12 protein-coding genes are annotated in these 14,847 nt (G+C 74.6%); 8 read left to right on the forward strand and 4 right to left on the reverse strand.

Translation table 11 applies throughout. From position 1 onward, the window contains the following. Both ACFYYN_RS39845 and ACFYYN_RS39850 read left to right on the forward strand, forming a co-directional pair. The coding region (locus ACFYYN_RS39845) for an SDR family oxidoreductase (protein WP_500549678.1) at window positions 1–235 on the forward strand (235 nt) is incomplete at its 5' end. Between the two features lie 64 nt (window positions 236–299). Further along, entirely contained in the window at window positions 300–788 is a 489-nt protein-coding gene (locus ACFYYN_RS39850) for an ATP-binding protein (RefSeq protein WP_500549679.1), read from the forward strand. 39 nt (window positions 789–827) lie between these two features. Here ACFYYN_RS39850 and ACFYYN_RS39855 read toward each other — a convergent pair whose 3' ends face one another. Beyond that, the gene (locus ACFYYN_RS39855) at window positions 828–1,709 is read right to left on the reverse strand and encodes a GNAT family N-acetyltransferase (RefSeq protein WP_500549680.1); all 882 of its coding nucleotides are present in this window, start codon (window positions 1,707–1,709) and stop codon (window positions 828–830) included. A 387-nt stretch (window positions 1,710–2,096) separates the two neighbouring features. Further along, complete coding sequence (locus tag ACFYYN_RS39860; protein ID WP_500549681.1) at window positions 2,097–3,374, reverse strand: MFS transporter; 1,278 nt, start codon at window positions 3,372–3,374, stop codon at window positions 2,097–2,099. Between the two features lie 149 nt (window positions 3,375–3,523). Here ACFYYN_RS39860 and ACFYYN_RS39865 point away from each other — a divergent pair, with 149 nt between their 5' ends. Then, window positions 3,524–4,282 (forward strand): site-specific integrase, encoded by a 759-nt coding sequence (locus tag ACFYYN_RS39865; RefSeq protein ID WP_500549682.1) that lies wholly within the window; start codon window positions 3,524–3,526, stop codon window positions 4,280–4,282. A 60-nt stretch (window positions 4,283–4,342) separates the two neighbouring features. On the opposite strand, the gene ACFYYN_RS39870 is transcribed toward ACFYYN_RS39865, so the two are convergent. Continuing rightward, window positions 4,343–5,176, reverse strand: coding sequence for a class II fructose-bisphosphate aldolase (locus tag ACFYYN_RS39870; RefSeq protein WP_500549683.1), 834 nt, complete (start codon window positions 5,174–5,176; stop codon window positions 4,343–4,345). A gap of 131 nt (window positions 5,177–5,307) precedes the next feature. Here ACFYYN_RS39870 and ACFYYN_RS39875 point away from each other — a divergent pair, with 131 nt between their 5' ends. Both ACFYYN_RS39875 and ACFYYN_RS39880 read left to right on the forward strand, forming a co-directional pair. Then, window positions 5,308–6,096: a DeoR family transcriptional regulator gene (locus ACFYYN_RS39875; protein WP_500549684.1), complete on the forward strand. Its 789-nt coding sequence runs from the start codon at window positions 5,308–5,310 to the stop codon at window positions 6,094–6,096. A 169-nt stretch (window positions 6,097–6,265) separates the two neighbouring features. After that, complete coding sequence (locus ACFYYN_RS39880) at window positions 6,266–7,186, forward strand: SIS domain-containing protein (protein ID WP_500549685.1); 921 nt, start codon at window positions 6,266–6,268, stop codon at window positions 7,184–7,186. A 112-nt stretch (window positions 7,187–7,298) separates the two neighbouring features. Here the strand turns inward: ACFYYN_RS39880 and ACFYYN_RS39885 are convergent, their stop codons facing one another. After that, on the reverse strand, window positions 7,299–8,279 hold the full coding sequence (locus tag ACFYYN_RS39885; RefSeq protein WP_500549686.1) for a ricin-type beta-trefoil lectin domain protein: 981 nt from the start codon (window positions 8,277–8,279) through the stop codon (window positions 7,299–7,301). A 172-nt stretch (window positions 8,280–8,451) separates the two neighbouring features. On the opposite strand from ACFYYN_RS39885, the gene ACFYYN_RS39890 reads away from it, so the two are divergent. From ACFYYN_RS39890 to ACFYYN_RS39900, 3 genes are read left to right on the forward strand one after another with little or no spacing between them, the layout of a single operon-like run. Next, window positions 8,452–9,045 carry a sigma-70 family RNA polymerase sigma factor gene (locus ACFYYN_RS39890; RefSeq protein WP_500549687.1) on the forward strand — a complete coding sequence of 198 codons (594 nt, stop codon included), beginning with the start codon at window positions 8,452–8,454 and terminating at the stop codon, window positions 9,043–9,045. Next, window positions 9,042–10,208: a hypothetical protein gene (locus ACFYYN_RS39895; RefSeq protein ID WP_500549688.1), complete on the forward strand. Its 1,167-nt coding sequence runs from the start codon at window positions 9,042–9,044 to the stop codon at window positions 10,206–10,208. Before ACFYYN_RS39890 ends, ACFYYN_RS39895 begins: the two co-directional genes overlap by 4 nt. Before the next feature lie 19 nt (window positions 10,209–10,227). After that, on the forward strand, window positions 10,228–14,724 hold the full coding sequence (locus ACFYYN_RS39900; protein ID WP_500549689.1) for an FtsK/SpoIIIE domain-containing protein: 4,497 nt from the start codon (window positions 10,228–10,230) through the stop codon (window positions 14,722–14,724). Window positions 14,725–14,847 lie beyond the last annotated feature (123 nt).

Genomic DNA, 14,847 nt, shown 5'->3' on the forward strand with positions numbered 1-14,847 from the left:
GGCGCTGGCGACCGAGTACGCGACGCAGGGCATCCGGGCGAACGCGGTGGCGCTGGGGACGATCAAGACCCCGATGCACCCGGTGGAGACCCACGAGATGCTGGCGGGCCTGCACCCGGTGGGGCGCATGGGCGAGATCGACGACATCGTCGAGGCCGTCCTGTACCTGGAGAGGGCGCCCTTCGTGACCGGTGTGGTGCTCCCGGTCGACGGCGGCCAGAGCGCGGGCCGCTGACGTGCGCCGGCCTCCGCCGTGGTGGGAGGCAGGACCTTCCGCCGCCGAGGACGCCGGTCGTGGCGTGCCGACCGGCCGTCGGACCAGCTACGGCCTGGAACGACTCCTGGACGTCCTGCCCGCGGCGCCCCGCCCGTGGCGGCTGCGCCACGGGCGGGTGCACGACGCCGTCCTGTGCTTCCCCGTCCGGCACGGCCCGCGCGAGCTCGGCACCCTGCGGCGTCAGGTGCGCAGTGCCCTGGACCTGCCGGAGGTGCCGGAGGAGGCCGCGGACGACGCCCTCCTGGTCGTCTCCGAGCTGGTCACCAACGCCGTCACGCACGGCACCTCCGAACACGGCCGGGGCCTGCCGATCGTCGCCGCCCTCGCGTCGGACCACGGTCTGACGGTCCGCCCCGCCGCCGGTGTCCGCTGGGCCGGCCTGCCCCTGGACCGCCCCCGGCGGGACGGCGCAGGCGGCGACCAGGCGGCATGCGTCGCGCTGACGACGGCTTTCGCCGCGCTTCTGCTCGTCGCGGTCTTCGCGGCGGGCTGCCTGCTGCAGCTCGTCTGAGACGGGGCGAGGGAGGAGCCCGCGCCCCGTCCCGGCGCCCTACAGGTCGAGCTGGTACTCGATCGCCTGGTGCGTGGGTCGATAGCCCAGCGCGTCGTTGATGTTCCGCATGGGCCGGTTGCCGTCGGCGGTATCGGTCAGCAGACCGTCGAGTCCGGGGTGGCGCTCGCGCGCCTGCCGGATCGACTCGGCCTTCATCCACCGCCCCAGACCGTGTCCCCGGTGCTCGGGCAGGACTGCGGTGCCGTAGTGCTGGCCGTCCCCCTTGCCGTCGCCCGGCACGACCAGCTCGGTGAACCCGGCGATGGAGCCGTCCGCGTCGTCGACGGCCACCACGGTGTGCAGCGACTCCCCTCGCGCCTCGACGGCTTGGGCGGCAGCACGGACCCGGTCCACGTCCCAGGTCACCGTGCCGTAGGCGACGTCGTCCATCGGCATGTCGTCCATGGCCCGGCGTGACGCGGCGAACGTCGCGGCGAGGTCATCGGGCACGGTCCCGTGCCATGACGCCAGCCGGTATCCGGGGTGCGGACGCTCGACGAGTTCACCGAGGGCACTGATGTCCACGTCGGCCATCGGGAGCCGGGCGAACGTCAGCGCGAGGGCCTTGCGGAAACCCCGTGCCGGGAGGAAACGGTCACCGGGCGAACCGGCCTCGGCCTGGGCGATGACGCAACGCCGGCCGTCCGCCCGGGCAGCCGCCACGGCCGCGGCGAGCAGCCGCGAGCCGACGCCGCGGCGCCGCTCGACCGGATGGACGTGGAGCTTCAGTTCGGTGAGGTGTTCCTGGCCGGGACCGCTGAACAGGCGCAGGAACGCCGATCCGAGAGGAATCGCGTCCGCGTCGCTCGCCAGCCACGCCAGCCGGTAGCCGGACGGGCCGTGAGCGGGGTCGGTCAGTGGGGTGATGCGCATGGACAAGGTGTCTCCGTCGTGAGGAGGTGGGAAAGGGAACGCGGGACCGACTGCCGGGCACTCCTGCACATGTGCCGCACACCTCCTCGTCGACGAAGCCGGCCGGTGACACCCGGTCGGCCGGGGGACGCTAACGGTTCCCGCAGGTCGACGGCAACCCGATTCGGATCCGGCAGCCCGGGACCTCGCGGTCCCCCTCGACGGCTTCGTCACGGCCTCGCCGCCGCGCGTGAGCTCCGCGGTGACGACCTCGACGTCGTCCTCATGGCCGGCGGCGTCGCGATCGGCCCGGCGCTCGACGCCGGGCGGTCGACACGCTCACGCTGCACCTTGCCCCCGTCCGGCCGGGCGCTGCGCATGACCCCACGACCGCGCCTGACGGCCCCGCAGGGCTCAGGACGAGGGGGAGGGGCTGCCCACGCCCTGTTGCTCCCCGCCGGGGGCCGGGGCCGTCGACCCGGGCCGCGGGAGGGCCGCCCGTACGGCGGGAAGCGTCAGGACCAGGGCCACGGCCGCGAGTTGCCAGACCGCACCGAAGCCCAGCACCCCCGCGACGCCGAACAGGACGGACACCGGGCCGGCCGCCGCGAGGCCCACCGGCCCGAGCGCGAAGGCGCCGAAGGTGCCGTAGGCGCTGACCCGGGCGAGCGCACTCGGTGGCACCTGGGACTGCGTGGCCGTGGCGTAGAGGGTGCCGCACACGGCCGAGCCGGCTCCGGCCGCCAGCGCGGCGGCGCAGATCCACGGCAGCGGCAGCCCGGTGGCGAGGGCGGCCGACGGCATGGCCCAGCCCAGGGTGGCGGCCGTGCCCACGAACAGCGGCCGGCGGGGCCGGCGCCCCAGCATCGCCACGCCGCCCGCCACTGCTCCCGCCCCGTACAGGGCCATGACCAGGCCCCAGGAGCTCGGCCCGCCGAGATTCCGCTGGGCGACCAGCGGCCCGAGGACGAGGAACGGCGCCCACACGAAGAGGTTGAACAGGCAGACGTGGACCGAGGTGACCCACAGCCAGGTCCGGGAGCGGAACTCCGTCCAGCCCTCGCGCAGCTCCGCGACGAAGGACGAGGCCGGCCCCGCGGCCCGGACGGTCCGCGGCAGCAGGAGCAGGGCCACGACGCTCACCCCGTAGCTCACGGCGTCCACGGCGAGGACCGCGGAGGCGCCCGCGGCCGCCGTCAGGACGCCCGCGATCGCCGGGCCCGCGATCGAGGCCGCCGATCGGGCCACGCCGAGCAGCGCGTTGCCGTCGGAGAGCGCGTCACCCGGCACGATGCGGGGGACGAGCGCGTCGAGAGCCGGGGTGAACAGGGCCTCGGCCGCGCCCCAGACGACGACCAGCGCGATCAGCGTGACCATGTGCGGATCGCCGCCGAGGAGGGCCAGGGCGAGGCCGGCCTGGGTGAGGCAGCGGGTGACGTCCGCGGCGAGCATCACCTGCCGGCTGCCCCACCGGTCGGTGAGGACGCCTCCGGCGAGCAGGACCAGCACCAGCGGCAGGATCCGCGCCGCGAGGACCAGGCCGAGCTCGGTGCCCCCGCCGCCGGTCTCCAGGACCGCGAAGGCCAGCGCGACCGACGCCATCGACGATCCGAACAACGAGGTGGTGTAGCCGATGAAGAAGCGCCGGAAGTCGCGTTCGCGCAGGACCGCGGGGCGGAGATCGAATGCCATGGGCGCAGCGTGCAGGGGGCGCGCGGCGACACGCCAGGCTCGCGAAAGAAATTATTGAGTCGGGTCGAATCAACTTAGGATGGCCGCAGTTCACACCACAGAGTGATTTACTGCGGTCGATCTCGGGATCGACAGGGGAGGGGCGTCGCATGACCCAGCCGGTGGAGTACGCCGTCGCTGTCGACCGCTTCCTCGCCGCCTCCGGGCTGGGCGCAGGCTCGCGGCGGGTCTACCGGATCGCGCTGGCCACCTGGGCCTGGGGGCTCGTTGACCGCCCCCTGCCCGTCGGCGGAGGGCGCCGCAACGCCGAGCCCCCGGCGGTACCGCTGGCCCTGCTCGACGCACCGGGCACCGCGGGGCGGCTGCGCGAGGCCTTCACGGCACGGTCCGCGGCGGTCGGTGCCCGCACCGCCAACCGTGAACTGTCGGTGCTCTGCAGCGCCGTGACGTGGTGGCGTGTGCAGGGCTGGCTGTCGGGCGACCCCACGCAGGACCTGCGGGCGCTGCCCGTGCCGAAGGCACGCCGAGCCGGGGCCGGACTCGGCGCCGACCAGGTGCGTGAGGTGCTCCGGCTGTCCGCGCCGCTGCGGGAGCAGGCGTTCTGGCATCTGCTCCACGAGACCGGGGCCACCATCGAACGGCTGCTCGCGCTGGACGTCGACGACCTCGACCTGCCGGGCCGCCGCACCCGCCGGAGCACCGGGGTGCCGCTGCGCTGGGGGGACGGATCGGCCCGGTTGCTGCCGCTGCTCGCCCTCGGGCGGGTCGACGGGCCGCTGTTCCGCACCGGCCGCGGGCGGCTCTCCTACCGGCGCGCCGCGGAGTTGTTCACCGCCGCCACGCGCCCGCTGGACGTGCGGGGGCGCGGCTGGACGCTCCGGCAACTCCAGGCGGCGGGCCGGCGCTGACCCGCCCGCCGCCCGCCGCCCGCCGCCCGGCGTCCGGCGTCCGGCGTCCGGCGTCCTGCGTCAGCCGAGGACCCGCAGGGCGCTCTCGACGGCCGCGGCCATCTGCGTGCGCGCGGAGGAGAGGTAGCGGCGCGGGTCGACGGTGGCGGAGTCGGCCGAAAGGAAGCCGCGCACCGCGCCGGTGAAGGCGATGTTGAGTGCCGTACCGATGTTGATCTTGACCATGCCCGCGGCGACGGCGCGCCGCAGTTCGTCGTCGGGGACGCCGGTGGAGCCGTGCAGGACCAGCGGGACGGTCACCGCACCGCGGAGACGGGCGATCAGGTCGTGGTCGAGCCGCGCCGTGCGGGTCGTCATGGCGTGCGAGCTGCCGACGGCGACCGCGAGGGCGTCGATCCCGGTGGCGGTCACGAAGGCGGCGGCCTCGTCGGGGTCGGTGCGGGCCCCCGGGGCGTGCACGCCGTCCTTGCCGCCTATCTCGCCGAGTTCGGCCTCCAGCCACAGACCGTGGTCGTGCGCCCAGTCCGCCGCGGCGCGCGTGGCGGCGACGTTGCGGTCGTGGGGGAGGGTGGACGCGTCGTACATCACGGAGCCGAAGCCGCAGTCCGCGGCACGGCGCAGCAGGGCCTCGTCGGTGACGTGGTCGAGGTGGAGGCCCACGGGGACCGCGGCCGACTCGGCCACCGCGGCGGTCGCGCGGGCGATCGGGGCGAGGGAACCACCGTGGAAACGGACCGCGTTCTCACTGATCTGGCAGACCGCGGGGCGTCCGGCCGCCTCCGCGCCGGCGACGACCGCCTCGGCGTGCTCCAGGGTGATGACGTTGAAGGCGCCGATCCCGCGTCGGTCGGCGTGCGCCGCGCGGACGAGTTCGGCGGTGGGGACCAGCGGCATGACGCGGCGACCTCTCGATGGAATGATATTGAGTCAAGATGATGGTTCGACCTGGAAAAAGCGCAGAAATGTGCGCTGCCGCGCGTGGGCGCGGGGCCGGGCCGGCACACCCACCGACAGGGGGCGAGGAGATGGCGGGACCACAGGCCCGATGGAGCGCGCTGCTGGAGATGCTGACCCGCGACGGGAGCGTCGAGGTCGAGGCCGCAGCGGCCGAACTGGCGGTGTCCGCCGCGACGATCCGGCGCGACCTGGACGAACTGGCCCGGCAGAACATGGTCACCCGCACCCACGGCGGCGCCGTGATCAACGCGATCGCCTATGACCTGCCACTGCGTTACAAGGCCGCCCGCAACGCCCCGGAGAAGGAGCGCATCGCCCGGGCGGCGGCGGCCCTGGTGAAGCCGGGCACGGTGGTCGGGCTCAACGGCGGCACCACGACCACCGAGGTCGCCCGCGCCCTCGCCGCGCGCGCCGACCTCGCCGACAGCGGCACCGAGACCGCGCTGACCGTCGTCACCAACGCGCTGAACATCGCCGGTGAACTGGCCGTCCGGCGGCACGTGAAGCTGGTGGTGACCGGCGGCGTCGCCCGGCCGGCCTCGTACGAGCTGATCGGGCCGCTGGCCGCGGAACTCCTCGCGCAGCTCACCCTCGACCTGGTCTTCCTCGGCGTGGACGCCATCGACGTCACCCATGGCGCGGCGGCCCGGCACGAGGGCGAGGCGAGCATCAACCGTGCGCTCGCCCGGCGCGCCGAGCGGGTCGTGGTCGTCGCCGACGCCTCCAAGCTCGGGAAGCGTGCCTTCGCACGGATCTGCCCGGTCGAGGAGGTCGACGTCCTGGTGACGGACCGGGACGCCCCGACCGCGCTCACCGAGCCCTTCGCGGCGGCGGGCGTGGAGGTCGTCCGCGCCTGACCTGGCCTGCCGTCGCACCGGCCGTCTCCCCCCTTCCGCCGTCCCGCCACCGTATGAAGCTGCATGCAATTTTCTGCAGGAAAATTGCTAGGGTCGAGCAACTTCACACATGATGCTCGACCGGGCGTGCTCGGTGTCAAGGGCCGCCGGACAGGGACGGAGTCCATCGATGAGCGAGAGCAGGACCGAGACCGAGATACGGACCCAGCCGGAGTGCTGGCGCCGCGCCATCGGGCTCGCGGACGACGCGGAGACGGCGGCGTGGCGCTCCGCGATGCCCCGGGCCGGTGAACGGGTGGCGGTGGTGGGCTGCGGCACCTCGTGGTTCATGGCGCACGCTTATGCCGTGCTCCGCGAGACCGCGGGGCAGGGTGAGACGGACGCCTTCGCCGCTTCGGAGATGCCGGCCGGCCGGGCGTACGACCGGGTCGTCGCCCTCACCCGGTCCGGCACGACGACCGAGGTGCTGGAGGTGCTGACCCGGCTGCGCGGCACCACCCCCACGGTGGCGGTCACCGCCGATCCCGCCACCCCGGTCATGGAGCTGGCCGACGCGGCGGTGGTGCTGGAATTCGCCGACGAGACCTCGGTCGTCCAGACGCGCTTCGCCACCACCGAACTCGTCCTGCTGCGCGCCCTGCTGGGGGAGGACCTGACCGGACTGCCCGCCCAGGCGGAGGCGGCGCTCGCCGCGCCGCTGCCCGACGGGCTGCTGGAGACCGAGCAGTTCACCTTCCTCGGCCGCGGCTGGGCCTACGGCGTCGCGCAGGAGGCGGCGCTCAAGATGCGGGAGGCGGCCGGCGCCTGGACGGAGGCGTATCCGGTCATGGAGTACCGGCACGGCCCGATCAGCGTCACCGGGCCCGGCCGGGTGGCCTGGTGGTTCGGCGACCCCGCGGACCTCCCAGCCGGGCTGGCGGGGGAGATCGCCCGCACCGGCGGACGCCTGGTGGCCCTGGGGCGCGACCCGCTCTCCGACCTGGTCGTCGTCCAGCGGCTGGCCGCCGCGCTCGGTGCCGCACGTGGCCTCGACCCGGACGCGCCCCGCCACCTGACGCGCTCGGTGGTGCTGGCGGACGGCCGGGGCTGACGGCCGGGCCGACCTGCGACCCCCCGACCCCGTCCGCCGTGACGTGAACGCCGTCCCCGCCCCGAGGAGGGGCGGGGACGGCGTTCACGTGCGGTGTGTCATGTGCGGTTTGTCAGGACTTGTACCACTTCTGGTTCTTCGTCCCGTAGCACGTCCACAGCTGGAGCGGGGTGCCGGCGGCCGTGCCCTTGTCGACCACGTCGACGCACTTGTTCTTGTTCGTCAGGTCGCTGGACGTGTTGAGCCTGAACTGCTGGGCCCAGCCGCCGTTGCAGCGGGCCAGTTGTATGACCGCACCGTCCGTGAACGAGGCGGCGGCCAGGTCCATGCACATGCCGAAAGCGCGTATGGTCCCGTCGGAGCGGAAGTCCCACTTCTGCCAGGCGCCGCCGTCGCAGTCCTGGATCTGCAGCCGGGCGCCGTCGCGGCCGGTGCTGTTCTTCGCGCCGCTGACCGCGATGCAGCGTCCGCTCTGCGAACTGCGGATCCGCACGCCGGGCACGGTGGCGGGCTGCTGCGTCTTGCTGGGCGTGGGCTGGCCGGCCGACGAACCCGATGTGGAGCCCGACGAGCCGCCGGAACCGCCGGAGGCCGAACCGCCGCCGGTGGCCGAACCGCCGCCGCTCCCGCCGCTTCCGGTGCTCCCGCCGCCTCCGGTGCTGCCGGGTTCACCGCCCACCGCCGGAAGGCCGCCGCCGGTGCTGCCGGTGCCGCCCGCCGCGCCGCCGCCGTTCGTGCCTCCCCGGGGCCCGGAGGCCGGCGGGACGTTGCCGCCCCCGGCGGGGGAGCCCTTGGTTCCGTTCGTGCCGGGCGACGCCGGCAGGACGCCGCTCTGCGAAGCGCTGGGTTGGACGGCCGCCACCGGGTCGCCCTTGCCGCCCCCGTCGGGCAGCACGTCGATTCGCGCCATCAAGGGCACGACCAGTACCGCGCAGCCGATGACGGCCGACGTGGTCGCCAGAACGCTCCACGCCCGCCTGTCCGGCAGCAGCCGCCGGTGCGGCAGCGAGGGGCGTCGGGCGAAGGTGTCCGCGAAACGGGGCGTGGCCCCGTCGAGAACCTCGGGGTCCCGTGGATCGGGATGGGGAGGCACGTGGTCTCCTGTCGGCTCGGGAATCTGCGCGGAAGCGTAGGGCGCGCGTCCGCCCTTCGATTTCGGCAAGGTGAACAATAGTTTAAGATTTCACCAAGTGTGACAGTGAATGATCGAATATGCGCCAACACTGTGGTCAGAGCATCTCGTTCAGCAGCTTAATCTTTACGCCATGTGTGTGAACGAGTCCGACTGTCGTGAGGGCGAGGCGGACATCCTCGCGGACCACAACACCGGCGGCGCCGACGAACACAGTGCTGTCGCCAGCCTGATCATCGCCGAGCGGGACAGTCTCCGGAGGTTCGTCACCGGCCTCATGGGCCGCGACGTGCATGCCGCGGAGGACGTGCTGCAGGAGACCCTGCTGCGTGCCCTGCAGCGCGCCGGGCGGCTGGACGTGCACGAGCGTCCGGTCCGCATGTGGCTCTTCCGGGTCGCCCGCAACCTGGTCGTCGACCATCGCCGCCGCGACCGCTCCGTGCCCGTCGGCATCACCGCCGCGGACTTCGCGGGCACCGCGCTCGACCACGCCGGCGACCACGCCGGTCTCGTCGAGGACCGGTCCGTGCTCCTCGCCGCGCTGAGCGCCCTGCCGCCCGCGCACCGCGAGGCCGTGGTCCGGGTGCACGTGATGGACCAGACCGGGGCCGACGCCGCCGCCGAGATGGGCGTACCGCGGGGCACCGTCAAGTCCCGGACCCACCACGGCGTGCGGGCCCTGAGGGCCGAACTCGCCCGCCGCGGTGTGGACGGAGTGGCCGCGTGAACGTTCCCGCCGGCTGGACCCGGCTCATCGCGCTCATCGGTCTGCTGATCCTCGTCGTCGTGGTGGCGCACTGGCTCGTCCGCCGCAAGGGGGGCTGGGGCGCACTGCGCCGCCGCGTCGTGCGCGAACTGACGACGGCCGCACGCGCCTTCGCCACGCCCGTCCGTACGCAGCTGCGGCACCGCAGCGGCCTGCGTGTGCTCGCGCGCCTGCTGCGCGACGACGCCGGGTGGACGGATGCGGCGACCGCGCTGCGCCGCGCCGCCGCCGAACGGCCCGGCGCCCGGCCGTACGCGACGCTGCTGGGCACCGACGTCGTCGGCGTGTACGTCGCCCACGGCCACGGCGAGGGCGCGCTGCCCGAACCCTGGGCCCGCGACGCGGCCGAGCCGCGCCTGTGGTGGATCGGCCGCGCCGACCTCGGCACCGCACCGGAGACCGGGCACGGCGGCGAGGCCCCCGTGCTCGTCTGCCTCGGCAGGGCCGGTACGGACGCGGTGCTCCTCGACCTGACGGCCGTTCCCCCGGCGGTCTCCGTCACCGGCGAGCGGCGCACCGCCCGCGCGGTCCTGCAGGCCCTCGCGGCCCAGCTCGACGCCCGCCTCCCCGCCGGTCGCGTCGTGGTCGGCGCCGGGGTGCACCCCCGGCACGACGGCCCCACCGACGTCTTCGAGCGGCTCGACGCCGGCTACGCCGTGAGCGCCGAGGCACCGGAGCGCAACCGTCCGGCCCGCGTGCGCCTGCTCACCCTGGGCGTGGCCCACCACAGCACCCTGATCCTGGAAGCGGACCGGGACGGCCACCTGCGCTTGCACGGAGGCCCGCCCGCCCTCACCGTCGACGCGCTGCCCCTGGCCCGCGCCGTCGCCCGGCTGGTACGCACCCTGCCGCCCGTCCCCGGGGACGACGGTGGCTCCGGTCCGAACCCGCCGAAGGTGCTCGGCACCCTGTCAGCCGACGACGACCTCGTCGAGACCGGACTCCCGCCCACCGCCATGGCCGTCTCCGCGACCGCCCCCCGCCCCGAGCCCGCCCCGGCCGCCCCCCGCCCCGAGACCGCCCCCGCCGCCACCGAACACGGCGACGAGGACGACCTCGCCGAGCCGACCGCATTCGGACCGGCGGGCGTCTCCGCCGCCACCGCACGCTCCTCGTCCTCGTGACGCCCGAACTGGGAAGACCGTGAACCTCACCATCACCACCGTCGACGGCGCGGACGGTGCGCGCCGCGACCACCTCGTAGGGCTGCCACCGCGCACCACCGTCGCGGACCTCGCCGAGGCCGTGGACGGGACGCGCACCCGCGACCTCTACCTCGACGGCCGCCGGCTCGACCCGGACGCGCCCGTCGCCTCGGCAGGACTGCGCGAAGGCGGCGTCCTGGGCCTCGGCGCCGCCGGAACTGACCCCGACCGGGTGCGGGTCGCCGCGGAGACCGACGCCGGGCCGGTGCTCGCCGAGGTCCACGTGGTCTCCGGACCGCAGGCCGGACGCACCTGGCTGCTCGGCTTCGGCAGCCACGAGATCGGCTCCGGGCCGCTGTGCGCGATCCGCCTCGAAGGCCATGGCGTCCCCGAGGGCGGGCTGTGGGTGACGGTCGGCGCCGACGGCTCCGCACACTGGCACCGCACCCGTACCGCGCCCGGCGACGAGGTGCGCGGCCGGGTCGCCGCGCCCCCGCCGGACGACGCCGTCACCGCGCTGCGCCGCACCCGCCCGCAGCGGGTCACCACCGAGCGGACCGCCGCCCCGGGACAGCCCGTGCCGTGGCCGCCCGGCGAGGACCTGACCGTGGGCTCCGTCCTGCTGCGGATGAGCGCGCCGGTCGAGGCGGACGCCGCCGTCACCCAGTCCGCGGACGGCTTCGGCATCGACTACAACCGCCCGCCCCGCATCGCCCCGCACCTGGACGGCGAGCGGGTCCGGCTGCCCTCGCCGCCCTCGGCCCCCGGCAAGCGCCCCTTCCCCGCAGCCATGATGATCGCCCCGGTGATCATGGGCTTCTTCATGGTCGCGATCTTCAAGTCGTACTACTTCGTCGTCTTCATCGCGCTCGGCCCGATGATGATGGTCTCCAACTGGGTCACCGGCCGCCGCACCGCCCGCAAGGACTACGAGGAGGCGGACCGGCAGTACAACCGTCGGCGCGCCGCGGTCGAGGACGGTGTCCGCGAGGCCGTCGCCCGCGAGCGCCGGGTACGCCACGTCACCGGCCCCGACCCCGCCGCCGTCGCCCTGATGGCCACCGGGCCGGGCAGCCGGCTGTGGGAGCGGCGCCGCCACGACCCCGACCACCTCGTCCTGCGGCTGGGCACCGCCGACCAGCCCTCGCTGCGCGAACTCGAGGACCCCGCCCGCGACGAGAACCACCGCACCATCCGCTGGAACATCCCCGACGCCCCGATCGGCATGGACCTCAGCGGCCACGGCGTGGTGGGCGTGGCGGGCCCCGCGGCCGAGGTGCAGCCGCTCGCCCGCTGGATGGCGGTGCAGGCGGCGGTGCTGCACAGCCCCCGCGACCTGCGGATCGTGCTGCTCACCGATCCCGGGCGCGCCGACGACTGGGCCTGGGTGCGCTGGCTCCCGCACGTGCGGCCCGCCGCGCCCGGCGGCCCGCTCGTCCTCATCGGCAACGACCCCGAGTCGACCGCGGCCCGCGTCTCGGAACTGGTCGCGCAGATCCAGGTCCGCAAGCGGGCTACGACCTCCGACCGCAACGCCGCCCTCATCGGCCCCGACATCCTGGTGATCGCCGACGGCGCCCGGAGGCTGCGCGACGTACCCGGCATGGTCCAGGTCCTCACCGAGGGCCCGGCCGCGCGCGTCTTCAGCGTCTGCCTCGACGAGCAGGAGCGGCTGCTGCCCGAGGAGAGCACCGGAGTGGTGCTCGCCGCGGCCGGCCGGCTCACCGTCAAGCGCCCCGGCACGCCCGACGTCCCGGCGGTCCGCGCCGACCAGGTCACGCCCGAGTGGTGCGAGCAGGTCGCCCGTGCCGTGGCGCCGGTCCGCGACGTCAGCCCCGAGCACGACGCGGGACTGCCGCAGCGCGTGAAGCTGCTGGACCTGCTGAACCAGGAACCGCCCAGCGCCGACACGATCCTGGCGGGCTGGCGAGCCCGGCCCTCCACCACCTCCTTCGTGCTCGGCAGCGGCTTCGAGGGCCCGTTCTCCCTCGACCTCGTCCAGGACGGTCCGCACGGACTGGTCGCCGGGACCACCGGCTCCGGCAAGTCCGAACTGCTGCAGACCTTCGTCGCCTCCCTCGCCGCCGCCAACCGGCCCGACGAACTGACCTTCGTGCTCGTCGACTACAAGGGCGGCAGCGCCTTCAAGGAGTGCGCGCAGCTGCCGCACACCCTCGGCATGGTCACCGACCTCGACGCCCACCTCGTCGAACGCGCCCTGGAGTCCCTCGGCGCCGAGCTGATGCGCCGGGAGCACGTCCTCGCCGCCGCCAACGCCAAGGACCTCCCCGAGTACCAGGCCAAGCGCGCCGCCGACCCCACGCTCGCGCCGCTTCCCCGGCTCCTGCTGGTGATCGACGAGTTCGCCACCCTGGTGCGCGAGGTACCCGACTTCGTGCCCGGCCTGATCAGCATCGCCCAGCGGGGCCGGTCCCTCGGCATCCACCTGGTCCTGGCCACCCAGCGTCCCGCCGGTGTGGTGACGGCCGACATCCGGGCCAACACCAACCTCCGGATCGCGCTGCGGGTCACCGACCAGTCCGAGAGCCAGGACGTCATCGACGTCACGGACGCCGTCGACATCTCCGCCACCACCCCCGGCCGCGCCCTGGTGCGGCGCGGCCCGAAGTCCGCGGAGCCCTTCCAGACCGCCTGGGTCGGCGCCGAGCGGCCGCGGCCGAAGACCGACGAGGAGACCGAGGCCGAAAGCGGCGCGCGCAAGCCCGTCGTGGCGGCGGAACTGTCCTGGGACGCACTCGGACGCGCCGCAGCGCCGGCCGTTTCCGAAGTCGTCCTCACCCAGAGCGCCCAGGCGCCCGCCCCCACCGACCTGCAGGTCCTGGTCGACGAGATCCGCACGGCCGTGGACCGGCTGGAGGACTACATCCCGCAGCCCAGCCCCTGGCTCCCCGCGCTGGAGCGCCGGGTCCTGCTGGACGACCTCGACGCGATGAACCCCGTCCGTGAGGGACGCCTGCTCATCCCGTACGCCCTGGAGGACGTGCCGCAACTGCAGCAGCGCCACGTGGCCGCCGCGGACCTCAGCAGCTTCGGCCACCTGTACGTCATCGGAGCGCCCCGGTCCGGCCGCACCCAGGTGCTGCGCACCCTGGCCGGCTCCGCCGCCCGTCACCAGAGCACCGCCGACGTGCACTTCTACGGCATCGACGCGGCCGGCGGCGGCCTGGCCGTGCTCACCACCCTCCCGCACTGCGGCGCCGTCGTCGCCCGGCACGACACCGAACGGCTGGAACGGCTGCTGCGCCGCCTCAACCAGGAACTCGTCAACCGCCAGGAACTGGCGCAGCAGCACAACGCCACCGGCATCGGCGAACTGCGCAAGGTGCTGCCGAAGGCGGAACGCCCCGCGCACATCCTGCTGCTGGTCGACGGCTGGGACGCCCTGTCGGCCATGCTCGACGAGCACGAGTACAGCCACATGTACCAGGACATGGTCCGCCTGGTCCGCGAGGGCGCCGGTGCGGGCATCCACTTCGTCGGCACCTCGGAACGTGCCCTGCTGGGCGGCCGCATGGCGGCGCACAACGACCACCGGCTGCTGCTGCGGCCCGGTGACCGCTCCGACGTCCAGGCCATCGGCATGAAGGCGGCCAAGCTGCCCGCGGACATCCCGCCGGGCCGCGGCTGGCACGTCCTGACCGGTACCGAGACCCAGGTCGCGCTGCTCGCCCCGGGCGGCGGCACCGAGCAGGTCGAGGCGCTCCGCAAGATCGGCGCCGCCGCGCTCAAGCGTGACGCGCGGGTGCCGCAGGCACGGCGCCCCTTCAAGGTGGCCTCGCTGCCCAGGTCGGCGGAGTTCGCCGACGTCTACGACAAGGTTCCCGCCGAGCAGCGGCGGCCCCTGTGGGGACTGCTCGGCGTCGGCGGCGACGAGGGCGAACCGGTCGGTGTGGACCTCGCGGGCGCGTCCGCGGTGTTCGGCGTCATCGGCCCCACCGGGTCCGGGCGCAGCAACGCCCTGGCCTCGCTGGCGGTCTCGCTGCTCGCGGGCGGCACCTCACTGGTCGTCCTCACCCCGCGCGAGTCCCCGCTGCGCGGGCTCAGCAGGCACACCACGGTCCGCGTCATCACCGACACCGAGCCGACCGAGGAGGCGGTGCGCTCGGCGCTCGCCGCGCTGCCCGGACCGCGGGTGGTGATGGTCGACGACGCCGACCTGCTGGCGATGTCCGGCGCCGACAAACTCCTCAAGGAGATCACGGTGTCCGGCCGCGACCAGGGCCTCGGCCTCGTCTACGCCGCGACCGCCGACGGCGTCCAGGGCGGTATGAGCGGCTGGATGTCCAGCGCCCGCAAGGCCCGCCGCGGCCTGCTGCTGGGGCCGAAGAGCATCACCGAGGGAGACCTGATCGGCGTACGGCTCCCGCACGCCGTCACACGGGTGGCACCCCACGTGGGCCGCGGCTGGACCGCCGGTCGGGGCAGCGAGGTGATGGCGCTCCAGGTGCCGCTGACCTCGCTCCGCACGGAGTGACACCTGTGCCGTGGTCCGCACTCCGGTGCGGACCCCGGCACGGGCCCGGGCCCCCCGCAGGGCCGGGCGGGGCCCGCTGCCCCCCCCCGCCCCTCGCGTGGGGCCGCGACGGCGTGCAGTGTG

This window comes from Streptomyces sp. NPDC001902, assembly GCF_042891295.1.
Taxonomy (GTDB): domain Bacteria; phylum Actinomycetota; class Actinomycetes; order Streptomycetales; family Streptomycetaceae; genus Actinacidiphila.